The sequence below is a fragment of the Alcaligenes faecalis genome (assembly GCF_009497775.1).
Classification (GTDB): domain Bacteria; phylum Pseudomonadota; class Gammaproteobacteria; order Burkholderiales; family Burkholderiaceae_B; genus Alcaligenes; species Alcaligenes faecalis_D.
Genome location: NZ_CP031012.1, coordinates 634,073 through 650,072 on the forward strand (window position 1 = coordinate 634,073; position 16,000 = coordinate 650,072).

Below are 16,000 nucleotides of genomic sequence, written 5' to 3' on the forward strand. Positions count from 1 at the left end.
GAGCGAATACACAAAGAAAGAAGTTTAGCGCGAATGCCACCGGCTTTCGTGAGTTACCATTAAGAGCTGTAGCGCGACAGCAAGAGCGCCTGATTGTTTTTCTTGAGTGGCTTGGGTCATGACTTTTCTGAACGAACTTGAACAGCGTATTGGTCAGCAGCACGTGCTGACAGGACAATCCATGCAGCAGTACCTGGAGGATTGGCGTGGACGCTATACCGGTACTGCATTGGCGGTTGCCCGGCCTGCAACGACGGAAGAAGTGGCCCAGGTCGTGCGTCTATGCGCGCAGCACCGCGTGCCCATCGTCCCTCAAGGCGGCAATACCGGCTTGTGCGGGGGCGCAACCCCGGACAACAGCGCTACTGCGCTGGTGCTGTCTCTGGAGCGCCTGAACAAGATTCGCAGCGTGGATACCGACAATGACACCATGGTGGTGGAAGCAGGCTGCATTTTGCAAAATGTGCAGCAGGCCGCCCGCGATCATCAGCGTCTGTTCCCCTTGAGCCTGGCCGCAGAAGGCAGTTGCACAATTGGCGGCAATCTGGCCACCAATGCAGGCGGTACGCAGGTTCTGCGTTACGGCAATGCTCGCGACCTGACCTTGGGTCTGGAAGTGGTGACGGCCCAGGGCGAAATCCTGCATGGCCTGCTTGGCCTGCGCAAAGACAATACCGGCTACGACCTGCGCAACCTGTTTATTGGTAGCGAAGGCACCTTGGGTATCATCACCGCCGCGACCATCAAGCTGTATCCCCAACCTGTGGCGGCGTGCACCGCCTTGCTGGCACTGAATACGATTGAAGATGCCGTACAAGTGCTGGCTCTGGCTCGTCAGGGTCTGGCCGCCTCCTTGACCGGCTTTGAACTGATTGCAGGCAACTGCTTGCAAGCCGTGCTGCATTGTTACCCTGATCAACGCATGCCTTTCCAAGGCCCGGCTGAAAAAGCCGCCTGGTATGCCTTGCTGGAGCTGTCTGACAGCGAAAGCCTGGAACATGCCCGCGAACGTTTTGAAAGCGTGATCGGTCAGGCTCTGGAGCAAGATCTGGTGCAAGACGCCGTCATTGCCGAGACCATCGCACAGAGCAAGGCGCTTTGGCACTTGCGCGAAAGCATTCCCCTGGCTGAAAAAGCCTACGGCAAAAGCATCAAGCATGATGTGTCCATCCCCGTGTCCGTGATGTCCCAGTTCGTGCACGAGACGGACAAGGCTTTGCAAGAAGCCTTCCCCGGCCTGGAAAACGTGACATTCGGGCACTTGGGTGACGGCAACCTGCACTACAACGTCGCGCGTGGTACCGCCTTCACGGAAGAAGAACTGCTCAAGCGTCAGGACGAAATTTACGCCCTGGTGCATGACAGCGTGCACCGCTTCCATGGCTCCATCAGTGCCGAGCATGGCGTAGGCCAGCTCAAGCGCCAACTGCTGCCACGTTATAAAGATTCCGTTTCCCTGACTTTGATGAAGCAGATCAAGATGGCACTGGATCCGTTGGGGATCATGAACCCCGGTAAAGTATTGCCCGACTGATTGAAGTTACTTGGTGTGTAGATGTTTTTTCGTCCTTATATCGTTGCCAGTGCCGTCTTGTTTACTGTTTTGGGAATCGTCGCGGCCGTGACGATGGGTTCAGCAACGGACTTGTCGCTAAGCGCCTATTTTTACGATCCCCAACTACAGGATTTTTCCTGGCGATTGCAGCCCTTTGTAGATTTGTTCGGGCGCAAGCTGGTGTGGTTCGTCCCCTTTGGCGGCGCGGTGATATGGACGATTGTGGCCTGGCGGCAGCCCAAGGGCTCCCGCCGGCAATTGGCTTGGGCAGGAGCCGCTTTCTTCATGGGCAGCGGCCCTTTGATGGTAGGCGTACTGAAACATCTGACCGCCATGCCTCGCCCCTTTAATCTGGCCATGTTCGGCGGCATAGAATCCATGCCCAGCTACTTTTGGGCGCATTCCTGGGCTGAAGCGGGCAATGCCATGCCCAGCGCTCATGCCGCATCCGGCTTTGTGCTTTTATCCCTGTTCTTTGTGGGCGTCATGATAGGCTGCCGCAAATTAGCCGCTGGGGGCTTTGTGCTGGGTATCAGCGCCGGTTTGCTGTTCGGTTTTTTGCGCATCATGCAGGGCTACCATTTTCTTAGTCAGGTGCTGGCTTCGGGTGCCGTTCTGGGGCTGTATGGCTGCGTTCTGTTTTATATCTTGTGGTCCTGGGCCAGACACAAGCAATTGCCGGCCTAGTGGCTTCCAGCGTGTGGAAAAGGGGACTTGAAGTCCCCTTTGTCGTTTTGGATCAGGCTTCAGGGAAAGGCTGCTGTAGAGGCGGCCTTTGTTCTTGGGCCCCTTTGGCACAGGCTTAGAGGGCGCGAGCAAGAGCGATGCGTTCAGCCGCTTGCTCAACCAGCACCTGAGCGTCTGCCCCCGCTGCTAAATAAGCGGGGCAATGGGCATCAGTCGCTGCACGCCAGATCGCTGCCACGACATCAGACACTTCGGTCATGGGGGCGGACGACTGTGCCCATTCTTGAAACACCTGTTGAGCCAGTTCGCTATAGGCCTGCGGAATAGCCTCCATTCTGGAACGGGAGTTTTCGCCAAAGCGGGTTTGTGGCGAGCGTCCCGGCAAGATCAGGTGTACACGTACATTAAAAGGTTTCAGCTCTTGCGCCAGAGATTCGCTCAAGGCGTTCAGGGCGACTTTGCTGGCCGTATACGCAGCGATCAGGGGCAAGGCCGTCAAGGTCACGCTGGAACTGATATTGATGATGATCCCGGCCTTGCGTGCCCTGAACTGCGGCAATACAGCCTGCATCATTGCAAGCGTGCCAAAGGTATTGGTTTCAAAGGTCTCGCGCACTACCTTCATGGATGTGCCTTCCAGGGCATTCAAGGCACCAATGCCCGCATTGTTCACCAGTACATCAATAGGGCCGACTTGTTCAATCAGGTGTTGAATGCTGCTGGGGTCTGTAATGTCCAGTGGCAACACCCGCAAATGCTCGGAAACCGGCAGCAGGTCCGGGCGGGGTGTGCGCATGGTGGCGATGACTTTCCAGCCTTGCTGTAGAAAGTAAGAGGTGGTTTCCAGGCCAAAACCGGAGGAGCATCCGGTGATCAGGACAGTTTTCATGGTCAGTTCCAGGCTGTGAGTTCAGGTCCGGAAACGATAGATCCTGCGGGCCGGACTATCTACAATAGAAAGTCCATGTTTATCAACTAAAAGTCCATTCATGTTCGATCCATTGGCCCAGATCGTCACACTGCTGCAAGTTGCTGCACCCTTCTCCAAGGTCGTGAGTGCCGCGGGAACCTGGCGCGTGCAGCGCACAGAACCAGGGCGCACCTTTTATTGCGTCATTCTGGAGGGGGCGTGTCGTCTGGAGCCGGACGCCCAGGAATCGCTTGCTTTGGAGGCAGGGGATTTTCTCCTGATTCCTTCCGCCCAGCGCTTTGGTCTGGCCAGTCTTGATGCAACACCGGACAGTCCTGCCCTCAGTCCGGTTCTGCTTTCCGATGGGCAATTCAGATTGGGTGAAGTCAGCGGACCATCGCAGGTACGCTACCTGGTTGGGTACTGCGAGTTTGGAGCGCCGGATGCCGCCCTGTTGGTCTCGCTGTTGCCCCAACTGATTTTGGTGCGAGGGGAGCCGAGGTTGGCAACCCTGGTGCAGTTGGTCGATGAGGAATGCCGGGCTGACCGGCCTGCGCGTGAACTTGTTCTGTCACGTTTGCTGGAGGTGCTGTTAGTGGAGGCATTGCGCTTGGGAGGCGGTGCCAATGCCTCATCAGGCCTGTTGCGTGGATTGGCGGATGAACGCTTGTCATTGGTGATACGTAGCATGCACGAGCATCCGGCCCATCCCTGGACCGTTCAGCAGTTGGCGTCACAGGCAGCCTTGTCGCGTTCGGCGTTTTTTGATCGCTTTAATCGTATTGTGGGCATGACGCCCATGGATTATCTGCTGTCCTGGCGTATGGCCTTGGCCAAGAACCTTTTATATAAAGGCGGCCATACCTTGGCTCGGATTAGCGAGGAGCTTGGCTATAGCTCGGTGAATACCTTTAGCGTGGCGTTTACACGCCATGTGGGGATGACGCCCAGACGCTACGCCTTGCAAAGCCGAGAGAAGTAAAGAAATCCTTGGTCGTGATGCAAGGCGTACGTCAACGGAGCAACAGTAGTTTCAGGCTACGACGTTCAGTGCCTTGTTCAGGCTTGAAACGGCTTAGCTTTTGGGGTGTGCGCCAGGATGCTCATGAAAGACTACGGGCCTGGAGCCATCATCAGCTTCCAAGAGGGCACTGCTGTGGCAGGATCCTGTACTGGCGTCGACGGGTGCGTCGCAGCGGCTGCAAGCGCCGCAGCCGGGGGCCTGGGCCAGTTTCGGGTTGATGCCGGATAGCGAGTTACGCCACTTTTGTGGCATGTAGCGCCATACGACATACAGCAAAGCGGCAAGCACGACGAGTGCAACGATGACAGTCTGAGCCATATCAGTTCCCTCTAATCAATACAGCATCAAGCTGGGTGAAGACCCATGCTTCATAGCAGAAGCCCGGCAAATTCTTAACCCCAGCCCAAGGCCACAGCGGCCTGATACATGATGAAGCAGGCGATGTAAGCCAGGCCGAAGAGATAGGCTGCCATGATGGCCGCATACTTCCAGCTATTGGTCTCTCGGCGCACGGTGGCCAGTGTGGCCAGACATTGCGGGGCGAAGATGAACCAGGTCAGCAAGGACAAGGCAGTGGCCAGGGACCACTGATGGGCAATCAGCGGGCCAAGCTGCGCTGCCGTGTCGTCGCCCGTTGCGGACAGGGCATACACCGTGCCCAGTGCACTGACAGCCACTTCACGTGCGGCCATGCCGGGAATAAGGGCAATGCAGATTTGCCAGTTAAAGCCGATGGGAGCAAACAGCAGCGCCAGAAATTCACCGATGCGGCCTGCCAGACTGTAGGTGATGGCAGCGTCGGTTGCGCCTTCCGGTGCCCCAGGAAAGGAGGACAAAAACCACAGGACGATGGTCAGCGCCAGAATAATGCCGCCGACACGCTTCAAGAAGATAATGGCGCGTTCATACAGGCCCAGCAGCAGGCTGCGTATGCTGGGCATACGATAAGCTGGCAGCTCCATCATCAGGGCCGCGCGACCCTGGCGTGCTCCAAATAACTTGGCCACATAGGCCACCGCCATAGCACTGACAATCCCTGCGATGTACAAACCAAACAGCACCAGCCCTTGCAGGTTGAAGATGCCCGCCACCGTGCGCGAGGGGATGAAGGCACTGATCAGCAGCGCATACACGGGCAGGCGCGCGGAGCAGGTCATCAATGGCGCGATCATGATGGTGACCAGACGGTCCCGCCAGCTTGGAATGGAGCGCGCCGCCATGACACCGGGAATCGCACAGGCAAAGCTGGAGAGCAGGGGGATGAAGGAGCGCCCGGACAAGCCGACCGTGCTCATCAGGCGATCCAGCAGGAATGCCGCGCGTGGCAGATAGCCGGAGTCCTCAAGCACAAGAATGAAGAAAAACAGGATCAGGATTTGCGGCAGAAATACGATGACACCGCCTGCCCCTGCGATCACCCCATCGGCCAGCAGGCTGCGCAAGGGGCCATCGGCCATCTGGGTGTTAAGCCATTCCGCTGCGGAGGTGGTGGTGGCGTCAATAAAGTCCATCGGTACCTGGGCCCAGGCAAACACGGCCTGGAAGATCAGGAACAGGAGGACGGCCAGCAGTACCAGCCCCCAGACGGGATGCAACACAATGGCGTCTATCTTGTCATCGCGCGCCAGTTGCATGGCCGGTGCTTTGACAGCCAGATCCAGAATGCGCCGGACTTCATCATGCAGTGCGAGCACACGTTGCTGTGCATCACCCTGGGGCACGTCCTGCTTGCTGGGGAGGGCGTGCTTGAACTGATCGGTATCTATCCATTTCAGCAGGCTGTCGGCACCGTCATTTTTGACGGCGACGGTGGAGACGACCGGGATGCCCAGTTCGCGCGCCAGCACGGCTTCATCAATTTCTATGCCTTGTTTTTTCGCGATATCTGCCATGTTCAGTACCAGCACCATGGGCAGGCCCAGATTGCGCGCTTCCAGCACCAGACGCAGGTTCAGGCGCAGGTGGGTTGCATCGGTCACGCAGGCAATCAATTCCGGCAGAGGTTCGCCCGCGCGTTTGCCCAGCAGGACGTCGCGCGTTACGGCTTCATCCAGGCTTTGGGCTTGCAGACTGTATGCGCCGGGTAGATCCAGCATGCGTACGCGCTTGCCTTCAGGGGTAGTGAACCAGCCTTCTTTGCGCTCCACCGTTACGCCGGCGTAGTTGGCCACTTTCTGGCGTGCGCCGGTCATCAGGTTGAACAGGGCGGTTTTGCCGCAGTTGGGGTTGCCCAGCAAGGCCACATGCAGGGGAGTGGCGTCGGAAGGACTGGTCGTCGCGCTTGTCATTGTTATCTCTGGCTTTTGTAGGGAGTGTGCTTGCCGTCTGCGCTCAGGCAGGCTGTATCAGCACAAAGGCGGCCTCGTCACGGCGCAGGGCGAAGGTGGCTTGTCCTACGCGAATGGCCAGTGGGTCCGCTCCGGGAAATCCGGTGGCGACGACACGAACACGCTCGCCGGGCAGAAAACCGATTTCCATGAGACGCAAAATCAGCGCCTGTCCGTGTTCATTATTTGTGGACTGAAGTCCAATGACTGTTCCGCTCTGACCACGCGCTAAAGTGTCCAGCGTGGTTTGCGGCAATCCCGTGGTTTTGGCGGGGATTGCTTGGCCGTTCAACTCGTGTGACTGAACTCGCATGGCAGACTGAATCCTGAATAGTTGTAGTTCGCATTTTAAAATAAAGCGATTTCAAAGAGCGTATTTTGCTGGGGTCGGTCACGAAATTTTTTTGAGTGTGGCGCAGCGGTATCAGGCGTGGGTGGCCGGTTTGGCCTGTGTATAGCCAAAAAAATGCCCCAGCGCCGGATAGATAACAGGGGCTGGGGCAGGAGAGGCTCAGGCTTGTTTAAAGGCCTGGCTGTTTGTATTTACAGGATGGCAGGCAGCACGCGACCAGCACACTCACCAAAAGACAGGGTCGGGTAGCCATCCTGACGGCACAGGCCCTTCAAGATGATCTCGTCCTGATCTTCCAGGAACTTGCGCTGTTCGCCCCAAGGCAGATCAATGGGGTTCTTGCCGCCCTGGTTCATTTCCAGCAGGGAGCCTTCCTGACCCTTGGCCGGGCCGGACAAGGTGCCGGTGCCCAGCAGGTCGCCGGTTTGCAGATTGCAGCCGTTGACGCTGTGGTGGGCGACCAGTTGGGCCACGGTCCAATAGGCTTCCTTGAAGTTGCTACGCGAGAGCAGAGCCGGTTCTTTCTTTTGCTGACGCGACTGCTCGGTGCTCAGGTACACCTCCAGCTCCACATCCAGAACGCCGCTGCTCTGGTTGGCCTGATCCTGCAAATACGGCAGTGGCTGGGGATCGGACTCGGGACGGCTGAAGGGGCGACGGAAGGGAGCCAGGGCTTCCAGTGTCACTACCCAGGGGGAGATCGTCGAGGCAAAGTTCTTGGCCAGGAAAGGGCCCAAAGGCTGGTATTCCCAGGCTTGCAGATCGCGTGCCGACCAGTCATTGAACAGGCACAGACCAAAAACGTGTTCGTCTGCCTGAGCAATAGGAATACGGTGACCGGCTTCGTTGCCTTTGCCAATCAGAATGCCCATTTCCAGTTCAAAGTCCAGGCGCTGGCAAGGGCCAAAGTTGGGTTGCTCCTGCCCCTCGGGTGGACGGGTCTGGCCGACGGGACGCGGGAACTGCTGGCCGGATACGCCAATGCTGGAGGCGCGGCCGTGGTAGCCAATCGGCACCCACTTGTAGTTGGGCAGCAAGGGGGCGTCGGGGCGGAATTGTTTGCCCACCGCCGTTGCGTGGTGCACGGAAATGTAGAAGTCGGTGTAGTCGCCAATCTGGGCAGGCAGGGCGTATTCCAGCTTGCTGCGCTCGATCAGCATGGGGCGCAGGCGCGATTCGGCCGAAGAGCCTTGGCGCAAGTCATGTGACAAGGCGGCACGCAGCGCGCTCCAGTATTCCTGGCCCAAGGCCATCAGGCCATTCAGTGCGGGTTTGACGCAAGCGGCCAGGGCGTCGGCGGCTTTGCCGTGCCAGGGGGTATCGCAGGCCAGCAGGCCCAGGTCCAGCGCGTAAGGGCCAATGGCCACCATGACGCGGAAGTCTTCCTGACTGTCACGGCGACGGGCCACGGCAAAGGGCAGGTTCTGGATGGGGAAACCGTTATCGGCCTCGTTGGCGCCGGGCACCCAGCTTTGCAGCTTGGGGTCGTGAGTGTCATTCAGATAAGGTCGGGTCATGCCTTTTGTTCCGTAGAGAAGTGTTTTTCCAGTCCGTCCCAGACGGCATCGTAATTGGCTTGCAGACTGCCGCTTTGCAAGGCCTGTGGCGAGGGGCGGATGACTTTGCGGGTCTCGAACATAAAGGCCATGGTACCGCGCAGATAGTCTGCCTTGCTCAAGTCCGCAGCGCTGGCCTTGTCGAAGGTGTTGGCGTCGGGGCCATGCGGGCTCATGCAATTGTGCAGGCTGGAGCCGCCGGGTGCAAAGCCATCGGCCTTGGCATCGTACACACCCTGGATCAGACCCATGAATTCACTGGCGAAGTTACGGTGGAACCACGGTGGGCGGAAGGTGTTTTCCATGGCCAGAATGCGTGGCGGGAAAATTGCGAAGTCCAGGTTGGCCGTGCCGGGGGTGTCGGAGGGCGAGGTCAATACGCTGAAAATGCAGGGATCGGGGTGGTCGTAGCTGATCGAGCCGATCACGTTGAAGTCGCGCAAATCGTATTTGTAGGGGGCGTGCGTACCATGCCAGGCTACTACGTCCAGCGGCGAGTGCGTCAGTTGCGCAACCCAGAAACCGCCTGTGAATTTGGTGACCAGCTCATGCGGCTCGCTGATATCTTCGTACCAGGCTACCGGGGTTTTGAAGTCGCGAGCATTGGCCAGGCCGTTGGAGCCGATCGGACCCAGTTCGGGCAGGCGCAAAGGCGCGCCGAAGTTCTCCAGCAAGTAACCGCGGGCCACATCGTCCAGCAACTCCACCTTGAAGCGCACGCCACGCGGCATGACGGCAATCTCGCACGGCTCGATCTCCATGATGCCCAGTTCGCTGACCAGACGCAGGCGGCCCTGTTCAGGCACAAACATCATTTCGGCGTCGGCGTTGTAGAACACGCGCCGTCCCATGGACTGGTTGATGGCGTACAGATGGATGGCAACACCGCTTTGCGAGTCACTGCTGCCATTGCCTGCCCAGGTATGGACGCCGGCCAGAAAGTCGGTTGGTTTGCCGGGCAGATTCAGCGGGCTCCAGCGCAGGCGATTGGGGTTGGCCGGGCCTTGGCCGAAGTCCTCATTCCAGTGGGGAGCACCTTCAAATGCCGTAAATGCCCCTTGCTTGGCGCTGGGACGAATGCGGTACAGCCAGGAGCGGCGGTTATCGGCGCGTGGCGCGGTAAAGGCCGTGCCGGACAACTGCTCGGCATACAGCCCGTAAGGGCAGCGCTGCGGCGAGTTGCGTCCCAGCGGCAGCGCACCGGGCAGCGCCTCGGTGGCAAAGGCGTTACCAAAACCAATCTGATAATTCAAAGAGCTCATTAGGGGTCTCCAGATTCAGGCAGCCTGCTCCAGGCAGGTCTGGCGGGCGGCATCCAAGGCTTGCTTGATCACATCCAGCGAGCCGACATGATTGCACAGCAAAAGCACCAAAGCGGCATTCATGGCATGGCTTTGTGCCGTGCTCAGGCCTTGGTGGGCATCGATCAACATTTGGTAGAAATCGTCAGCCCGTTCCAGGGGGGTATCGGTATTCAGTGTAGACATGAAGCACTCTCCAGGAAATGGCCACAGGCTTTATGCAAGGCAGCCTGGACAGCTTGCCCATCCAGATGACGCCAGCGGGCGCACAGGTGTTGGTCGGGGCGAATCAGATAGCAGGAGCCGGGCTGGGCGTCGTAACGCTGGCGCAGCATATCCTGGCTGTCGATGATGCCTCCCTGGGCCTGGGCGGTGCTGGTGCCAGCGGGCCAGACGCGCAGGCGGGTCAAGAGACCTTGGGCGACCAGTTCTTCCAGCACTTCAGACTGGCTGGCCTGGCCTTCACCAAACTCCAGCAGAGTGAAGCCGCTACCCAATTGACCCAGCCACCAGTCTTGCTGACCGTTTTGCTCGATAGGCGCATCGGGGACGCAGGCGCCCAGTGGCGTGGCGCAGGCGGAGAACTCCTGTGTGTCAGCCGTATTCAAGGGGCTGTCCGGGTAGGCGCTGGGCAAGGACAGGCGGCCGCTATTGACCAGTACACGGGCAAAGGCGTGGCGACGCGCCAGAATCAAGGCCGCATCACGGAACAGACGGCTGACTTCGCTTTTAGGTGTAATGAAATCCGTTGAACGGCTGGAGTGGCGGATGTTCTCGTCCGCGGCCAACTCACGTTCATGGCTGTAGCTGTCCAGCAGGCTGTCGGGAGCCTGGGCATTCAGAACCAGATTCAGCTTCCAGGCCAGATTGTCGGCGTCCTGGATACCGCTATTGGCGCCGCGTGCGCCAAAAGGCGAGACACGGTGGGCCGAATCTCCGGCAAACAGAATACGGCCATGGCGGAAGCGCTCCATGCGCTCGCAGGCAAAGGTGTAAATGCTGACCCATTCCAGCTCAAAGGGGGCGTCGGCACCCAGAAGGGCGCGAATGCGGGGCAGCACGTTTTCGGGTTTGACGGCTTCAACCGGGTCGGCATCCCAGCCCAACTGAAAGTCGATACGCCAGACATTGTCTGGCTGGCTGTGCAGCAAGACCGATTGATTGGGGTGGAAGGGCGGGTCAAACCAGAACCAGCGCTCGGCGGGGAAGTCGGCCTGCATGCGCACGTCTGCAATCAGGAAACGGTCCTTGAAGACGCGTCCGCTGCTGCTTTCACCCAAGGCACGGCGAATGGCCGAGCGCGAGCCGTCGCAGGCTAGCAGCCATTCAGCTTCCAGCGTGTAATTGCCTTGCTGTGTTTCTACGTCCAGATGCACGCCTGCCGCCTGGTTCACCACGTTCAGCACTTTATGGCCGGAACGCAGTTCGATCAGGGGCTGAGCGCAGACCGCTTCGTAGAGATAGCCTTCGCAGTAATACTGCTGCAAATTGATAAAGGCGGGGCGCTGGTGGCCTTCTTCGGGCCGCAAATTGAAGCTCCAGACTTCCTGGTTGCGGAAAAAAACCTTGCCCACATTCCAGGACACGCCCTTGTCCATCATGCGCGAGCCCACGCCCAATCGGTCCCAGATATCCAGAGTGCGTTTGGCAAAGCAAATGGCCCGCGATCCTTTGGACAGCGTGGTGTCGTCATCCAGAATCACGACCCGGTGGCCTTTGGCCGCCAGATCCAGGGCCATGGTCAGCCCCACCGGGCCGGCACCCACCACCACAACAGGGTGGCGGGCATGGGTAGCCGGTGGGGGCGCTTGCGTCAGCTCCAGGGTCTGGTAATTAATGTCTCCCATCTTCTTTCTCCCTGGCCTTGCGTCTTACTGACCTTCGAGCTGTTTCCACATTTCCAGATCGCGCTCGGCGGTCCAGATGCGTGGGTCTTCGTGGCCGTTGACTTCGTCGTAGGCACGGGACACGTCAAAGGGCATGCAGTGATCAAAAATGACCCAGTCTGCGTAGCGAGGCTTCATGAAATCGTAGGTTTCGCGGTAAATGGTCTTCAGATCTTTACCGGCGGCTGCGCCTTGCTGCACGCTGGAGTACAGGTCTGTCAAGAACGCGCGTGTGCCGGCCAGCGCCTGACGCACTTCGGTGGCGTTCTTCAGTGCCGGGCCACGGCCAGGAACCATTTGTTCGGCTTTGAAGTCACCCAGACGGTCCAGTGTGCGGGGCCATTCGCGGAAGTAGCAGTCGCCTGCGTACGGGGTGGATTGGTATTCAACCAGGTCACCGGCGAACAGGATTTTTTGCTTGGGCAGCCAGGCGATGGTGTCGCCCTTGGTGTGGCCACGGCCCACTTGCATCAGGTGCACTTCCAGATTGCCCAGGTCCACGGTCATGTGACCTTCAAAGGTCATGGTGGGCCAGGTCAGGCCGGGAGGAATGGACTCGGCGTTGCGGAACAGACGGGGGAAGCGGCCAATTTCGCTGGCCTTGTCTTGCTCGCCACGCTCCACGATCAGGTCGTAAGTGTCGCGGCTGGCCAGGATTTCCTGGGCATCGTAGGCCGAGGCACCCAGCACGCGTACGGCGTGGTAGTGCGATAGCAAGACATATTTGATGGGTTTGTCGCTGACTTCGCGGATGCGGCGAATGACGTCTTCGGCCATGACAGGCGTGGCCTGGGTGTCGATCACCATAATGGCCTCGTCACCAATGATGATGCCCGTATTGGGGTCACCCTCAGCCGTGTAGGCGTAGGCGTTGTCGGACAGTTTTTCAAAGGCAACGACTTTGTCTTCCAGGTCGTTATGCGAGGCGAAGGACTTGCTCATGAAAATGACTCCACAGTCGATAGGGATGGTGTCAGATTAGTTTATGGTGAATCAGTTAGATATAGGTGAATACCTGAATAGGGTAGGGATAATTGAAAAAGTGCAGACGAGCGTCTGCCTGCCGGAATCGGCATCAGACGCTGTCAGAAGAAAGGGGGAGGGGCTTAGCGGCGCTGGCAGCGCGAGCAGTAATAGGTCGCGCGCTGGCCTTGGACGATTCGTTTGATAGGCTGTTGGCAGCGTGGGCAGGGTTTGCCGACGCGCTCATAGACATTGGCGTGGATGTCGAAGTAGGCACCCGGCTCGCCGCTGGCATTGACGTAATCGCGCAGCGTACTGCCCCCTGAATCCAGGGCGGCTTGCAAGGTGCTCAAGATAGACGAGTGCAGTTTCTCGCAGCGATGCAAGGAGACTTCACCGGCGGGTAGTTCAGGGTGAATACCGGCCAGGAACAAGGACTCGGAAGCATAAATATTGCCCACGCCCACCACGATCTTGCCGCCCAGCAAGGCTTGCTTGATGGCAACGCGTCGCCCTTGCAAGTAGCGGTGCAGATACTCCGGGGTGAACAAAGGATCAAAAGGTTCGATCCCTAAAGTACGTAGCAAAGGGTGGTTTTCCAGCGGGCCGTCCCTATGGGCGTGCCATAATATCGCACCAAATCGTCGTGGGTCGTGCAGCAGGAAGCGGGCCTCATCAAAGATCCATTCCGCATGATCGTGTTTGCGGCGTTCTTCATCCAGATCCACGCGACGCAAGGAGCCGGACATTCCTAAATGGACGATCTGGACACCTTGTTCAAAATGCAACAACAAGTATTTGCCTCGACGCGTGCAATTCTGGACGGCCTGGCCTTCAATCCATTGCGGCAAAGAGGCAGGCACGGGCCAGCGTAAACGGGGCTCGTGAACCAGGAATTGTCGGACATTTTTTCCCTGGATAACCGTCGCAATTCCGCGACGAGTTGTTTCAACTTCTGGCAGTTCAGGCATGGGGGGGTGATACCATCAACAAATCTGATTCCTTTATTGTGCCATCGGGCGTTTTGTCGCGCGTATCAGGGCACGGGTTTTTCTGGATGAATGCTCTGACCTTAGCACTAAAGCTGGGCCTGATGTCGTTGCTTGCAGCGGTTTCGGTGCAAGCCCAACCATCACTTCCCATACTCAAGGCGGAGCCGCCTGCTGACAAGATCCGTTTGCGCAGCGGGCAATTGCCTTTGGTCGGCCTGACTTCGGACATTCTGTATCGCATTCTGGTTGCCGAAGTGGCGGCTTCTCGTGGTGAATACGACGTTGCCAGCCAGACCTTCCTGTCTTTGGCGCGTGACACCAGCGATCCTCGCCTGGCTCAAAACGCCTTTCAATACGCCATGGCCGACCGTGATTTGGCTCGTGCTCTGCGTGCTGCCAAAGAATGGGCCTTGCTGGCCCCCAATGATCCCGAAGCCAAAGCCACGGCTCTGGCGCTGGAAGCCTCCAGCGGTCAGACCGAAGGCTTGGCTGATGCCTTGTGGCTGCGTATCTCTCGCGCCCAGGATAAAGAGCAGGCCGTGGTGCAAGCCATGAGCATGGTCAGCAAGATGGTGGATCGCCGCTTGGCGCTGGAGGTGCTGGACAAGGCCTTGCAGCAACCCGTGCGCTCCTTGCCGATTGCCCGTCTGGCCTTGGCCGATACTGCCTGGAGTGCCGGGGATATGAGCCGGGCTGAGCGCGAAGCACGTGAAGCCCTGAAGCTGGACCCCCATTCTGAAGCGGCCGCGCAGCGCGTGCTGGAATACGGTATCAAGATTGATCCTTCGGCTGCCTTGCAAAGCGCACGTATTTTTGTACGGGCCAATCCGGATAGCCGCAAGTTGCAACTGTTGTTGGCCAACCGTCTGGTGGAGCGTCAGCAGTTTGAAGAAGCCCAAGCCATCGTCAGCGCCTTGCAACGCGCCAACCCTGAGGATTTTGATCTGCTCTACACTCAGGCCGAAATTCATATTCGTGCCCAGGAGTTTGATCAGGCTCGTAAATTGCTGGAGCAATACATTGCCGTTCAGCAGCAGCGCCGCCAGTCCTTGAACGATGCCGTCAACACGGCGTTGGCCAGTATTTCTGAAGCCCGTTTGTCCTTGGTACAAATTGCCGAGGCCCAGGGCGATATGAACGAAGCCATTCGTCAGCTGGACTTGATAGAAGAGCCTGCGCTGCGTTTCCAGGCCCAGATTCATAAAGCTGTCCTGCAGGCTCGCCAGGGCAATTTGCCACAAGCGCGTCGTACCCTGGAAAACTCTCGCCCACGCGATATGAGTGAACAGGTCGTTGTGGCTTTGACGTATTCCTCTATCTATCAAGATAGCGGTCGTACCGACCAGGCTCTGGAAGTGCTGGAGCGCGCGGACCGTGAATTGCCTGATAGCGCCGAAATCAAATACAACCTGGCCATGCTGTACGAACAGCGCGCCAAGCACGACAAGTTTGAAACCTTGATGCGCCGCGTTATTGAGCTGCGTCCGGACCATGCCAATGCGTATAACGCCTTGGGCTACACCTATGCGGATCAGAATCGCCGTATGGACGAAGCCCAGGATTTGCTGGAACGCGCCATGGAGCTGGAGCCGGACAATCCTTATATTCTGGATAGCGTAGGCTGGTACCTGTTCCGTATTGGCGATCTGCAAGCCGCATTGGAATACTTGCAGCGTTCTTACGAGCGTTTGCCTGAAGCGGACGTTGCCGCCCACCTGGGTGAAGTGTTGTGGGTAAAAGGCCGTCGCGATGATGCCATGCTGGTATTCCGGGCTGGCCTGAGCAAAGACGCCGAAAACCGAACATTGACAGAAACCATCAAGCGTCTGGGAGTACCGCTGCCGTGAGTATTTTGAAACAGCGGGTCTGGACCCGAGCAGGGGCTTTGGCCCTGGTTGCTTTGCTCAGTGCTTGTGCAACACCGCCCAAACCTGAAGTTGGCAGTGCTACAGATGCCTCCCAATCCGCAAGTGCTTTGTCTCGTTCCGGCCGCTTTGCGTTGAGCGTGACCCACTCCAGTTCGCAGGTCGAAGCCGTGCAGGGTGGTTTTTCCTGGCGCGACGATGGCCACAAGCTGATGCTGGATTTGAGCAATCCTTTGGGTAATACCTTGGCACGTGTCTGGGTGTTGCCGGGTCGCGCCATCCTGGAACGCACAGACGGTAGCCAGGAAGCCGCTTCCCATCCCGATGCTCTGGTTGAGCAGGTCTTGGGTAGTCCCGTTCCTGTCGCTGGCCTGCGTGACTGGCTGCATGGCCGCACGGGGAGCGCCCCGGTTCAGAGTGAACGCCGGGATGATCAGCAAAAGCTGAGCAGTTTCGAGCAGTCCGGCTGGCGTGTGACGCTGTCGCGTTACGACGAACAAGGCCCGCGCCTGCTGCAATTGAATCGTCATGAAGCCAATCGCTCCATCAGCGTGCGTTTGGTCGTGGATCAGTAAAGCCCGA

Annotated in this window: 15 protein-coding genes; 5 read left to right on the plus strand and 10 right to left on the minus strand. The window is 58.3% G+C overall.

Annotation, left to right across the window (positions count from 1 at the left end; all coding sequences use genetic code 11):
• The first annotated feature begins 118 nt into the window (after positions 1-118).
• Positions 119-1,534, plus strand: coding sequence for an FAD-binding oxidoreductase (locus DUD43_RS02885; RefSeq protein WP_153229078.1), 1,416 nt, complete (start codon positions 119-121; stop codon positions 1,532-1,534).
• 21 nt (positions 1,535-1,555) lie between these two features.
• Positions 1,556-2,242 carry a phosphatase PAP2 family protein gene (locus tag DUD43_RS02890; RefSeq protein WP_153229079.1) on the plus strand — a complete coding sequence of 229 codons (687 nt, stop codon included), beginning with the start codon at positions 1,556-1,558 and terminating at the stop codon, positions 2,240-2,242.
• A gap of 115 nt (positions 2,243-2,357) precedes the next feature.
• Here DUD43_RS02890 and DUD43_RS02895 read toward each other — a convergent pair whose 3' ends face one another.
• On the minus strand, positions 2,358-3,131 hold the full coding sequence (locus DUD43_RS02895) for an SDR family oxidoreductase (RefSeq protein ID WP_153229080.1): 774 nt from the start codon (positions 3,129-3,131) through the stop codon (positions 2,358-2,360).
• Between the two features lie 100 nt (positions 3,132-3,231).
• Here DUD43_RS02895 and DUD43_RS02900 point away from each other — a divergent pair, with 100 nt between their 5' ends.
• Positions 3,232-4,134 carry an AraC family transcriptional regulator gene (locus DUD43_RS02900; RefSeq protein ID WP_153229081.1) on the plus strand — a complete coding sequence of 301 codons (903 nt, stop codon included), beginning with the start codon at positions 3,232-3,234 and terminating at the stop codon, positions 4,132-4,134.
• Between the two features lie 93 nt (positions 4,135-4,227).
• On the opposite strand, the gene DUD43_RS02905 is transcribed toward DUD43_RS02900, so the two are convergent.
• From DUD43_RS02905 to mutM, 9 genes are all read right to left on the minus strand, one after another.
• Complete coding sequence (locus DUD43_RS02905) at positions 4,228-4,494, minus strand: hypothetical protein (RefSeq protein ID WP_153229082.1); 267 nt, start codon at positions 4,492-4,494, stop codon at positions 4,228-4,230.
• 74 nt (positions 4,495-4,568) lie between these two features.
• Complete coding sequence (gene feoB / locus DUD43_RS02910; protein WP_153229083.1) at positions 4,569-6,464, minus strand: ferrous iron transporter B; 1,896 nt, start codon at positions 6,462-6,464, stop codon at positions 4,569-4,571.
• 43 nt (positions 6,465-6,507) lie between these two features.
• Positions 6,508-6,816: a FeoA family protein gene (locus DUD43_RS02915; protein ID WP_153229084.1), complete on the minus strand. Its 309-nt coding sequence runs from the start codon at positions 6,814-6,816 to the stop codon at positions 6,508-6,510.
• Positions 6,817-7,046: 230 nt separating this feature from the next.
• Entirely contained in the window at positions 7,047-8,372 is a 1,326-nt protein-coding gene (gene fahA / locus DUD43_RS02920) for a fumarylacetoacetase (RefSeq protein WP_153229085.1), read from the minus strand.
• A complete protein-coding gene (hmgA, locus tag DUD43_RS02925) occupies positions 8,369-9,673 on the minus strand; it encodes a homogentisate 1,2-dioxygenase (RefSeq protein WP_153229086.1) in 1,305 nt (434 codons plus the stop codon). The genes fahA and hmgA overlap by 4 nt, the downstream gene beginning before the upstream one ends.
• 15 nt (positions 9,674-9,688) lie before the next feature.
• Positions 9,689-9,898 carry a DUF2783 domain-containing protein gene (locus DUD43_RS02930; RefSeq protein WP_009461092.1) on the minus strand — a complete coding sequence of 70 codons (210 nt, stop codon included), beginning with the start codon at positions 9,896-9,898 and terminating at the stop codon, positions 9,689-9,691.
• Positions 9,886-11,559 carry an FAD-dependent oxidoreductase gene (locus DUD43_RS02935; protein ID WP_153229087.1) on the minus strand — a complete coding sequence of 558 codons (1,674 nt, stop codon included), beginning with the start codon at positions 11,557-11,559 and terminating at the stop codon, positions 9,886-9,888. The genes DUD43_RS02930 and DUD43_RS02935 overlap by 13 nt, the downstream gene beginning before the upstream one ends.
• Positions 11,560-11,583: 24 nt before the next feature.
• Entirely contained in the window at positions 11,584-12,540 is a 957-nt protein-coding gene (locus tag DUD43_RS02940; RefSeq protein WP_086069418.1) for an MBL fold metallo-hydrolase, read from the minus strand.
• 164 nt (positions 12,541-12,704) lie between these two features.
• Positions 12,705-13,532 carry a bifunctional DNA-formamidopyrimidine glycosylase/DNA-(apurinic or apyrimidinic site) lyase gene (gene mutM, locus DUD43_RS02945; protein ID WP_153229088.1) on the minus strand — a complete coding sequence of 276 codons (828 nt, stop codon included), beginning with the start codon at positions 13,530-13,532 and terminating at the stop codon, positions 12,705-12,707.
• Between the two features lie 122 nt (positions 13,533-13,654).
• Here mutM and DUD43_RS02950 point away from each other — a divergent pair, with 122 nt between their 5' ends.
• Both DUD43_RS02950 and DUD43_RS02955 read left to right on the plus strand, forming a co-directional pair.
• Positions 13,655-15,400 carry a tetratricopeptide repeat protein gene (locus DUD43_RS02950; protein ID WP_228125881.1) on the plus strand — a complete coding sequence of 582 codons (1,746 nt, stop codon included), beginning with the start codon at positions 13,655-13,657 and terminating at the stop codon, positions 15,398-15,400.
• Positions 15,397-15,993 carry an outer membrane lipoprotein LolB gene (locus DUD43_RS02955; protein ID WP_153229090.1) on the plus strand — a complete coding sequence of 199 codons (597 nt, stop codon included), beginning with the start codon at positions 15,397-15,399 and terminating at the stop codon, positions 15,991-15,993. The genes DUD43_RS02950 and DUD43_RS02955 overlap by 4 nt, the downstream gene beginning before the upstream one ends.
• The last annotated feature ends 7 nt before the right edge of the window (positions 15,994-16,000 follow it).

Coding starts and splice junctions, on each gene's coding strand:
- DUD43_RS02885 (WP_153229078.1), top strand. CDS start 119: ATGACTTTTCTGAACGAACTTGAACAGCGTATTGGTCAGCAGCACGTG.
- DUD43_RS02890 (WP_153229079.1), top strand. CDS start 1,556: ATGTTTTTTCGTCCTTATATCGTTGCCAGTGCCGTCTTGTTTACTGTT.
- DUD43_RS02895 (WP_153229080.1), bottom strand. CDS start 3,131: ATGAAAACTGTCCTGATCACCGGATGCTCCTCCGGTTTTGGCCTGGAA.
- DUD43_RS02900 (WP_153229081.1), top strand. CDS start 3,232: ATGTTCGATCCATTGGCCCAGATCGTCACACTGCTGCAAGTTGCTGCA.
- DUD43_RS02905 (WP_153229082.1), bottom strand. CDS start 4,494: ATGGCTCAGACTGTCATCGTTGCACTCGTCGTGCTTGCCGCTTTGCTG.
- feoB (WP_153229083.1), bottom strand. CDS start 6,464: ATGACAAGCGCGACGACCAGTCCTTCCGACGCCACTCCCCTGCATGTG.
- DUD43_RS02915 (WP_153229084.1), bottom strand. CDS start 6,816: ATGCGAGTTCAGTCACACGAGTTGAACGGCCAAGCAATCCCCGCCAAA.
- fahA (WP_153229085.1), bottom strand. CDS start 8,372: ATGACCCGACCTTATCTGAATGACACTCACGACCCCAAGCTGCAAAGC.
- hmgA (WP_153229086.1), bottom strand. CDS start 9,673: ATGAGCTCTTTGAATTATCAGATTGGTTTTGGTAACGCCTTTGCCACC.
- DUD43_RS02930 (WP_009461092.1), bottom strand. CDS start 9,898: ATGTCTACACTGAATACCGATACCCCCCTGGAACGGGCTGACGATTTC.
- DUD43_RS02935 (WP_153229087.1), bottom strand. CDS start 11,559: ATGGGAGACATTAATTACCAGACCCTGGAGCTGACGCAAGCGCCCCCA.
- DUD43_RS02940 (WP_086069418.1), bottom strand. CDS start 12,540: ATGAGCAAGTCCTTCGCCTCGCATAACGACCTGGAAGACAAAGTCGTT.
- mutM (WP_153229088.1), bottom strand. CDS start 13,532: ATGCCTGAACTGCCAGAAGTTGAAACAACTCGTCGCGGAATTGCGACG.
- DUD43_RS02950 (WP_228125881.1), top strand. CDS start 13,655: ATGTCGTTGCTTGCAGCGGTTTCGGTGCAAGCCCAACCATCACTTCCC.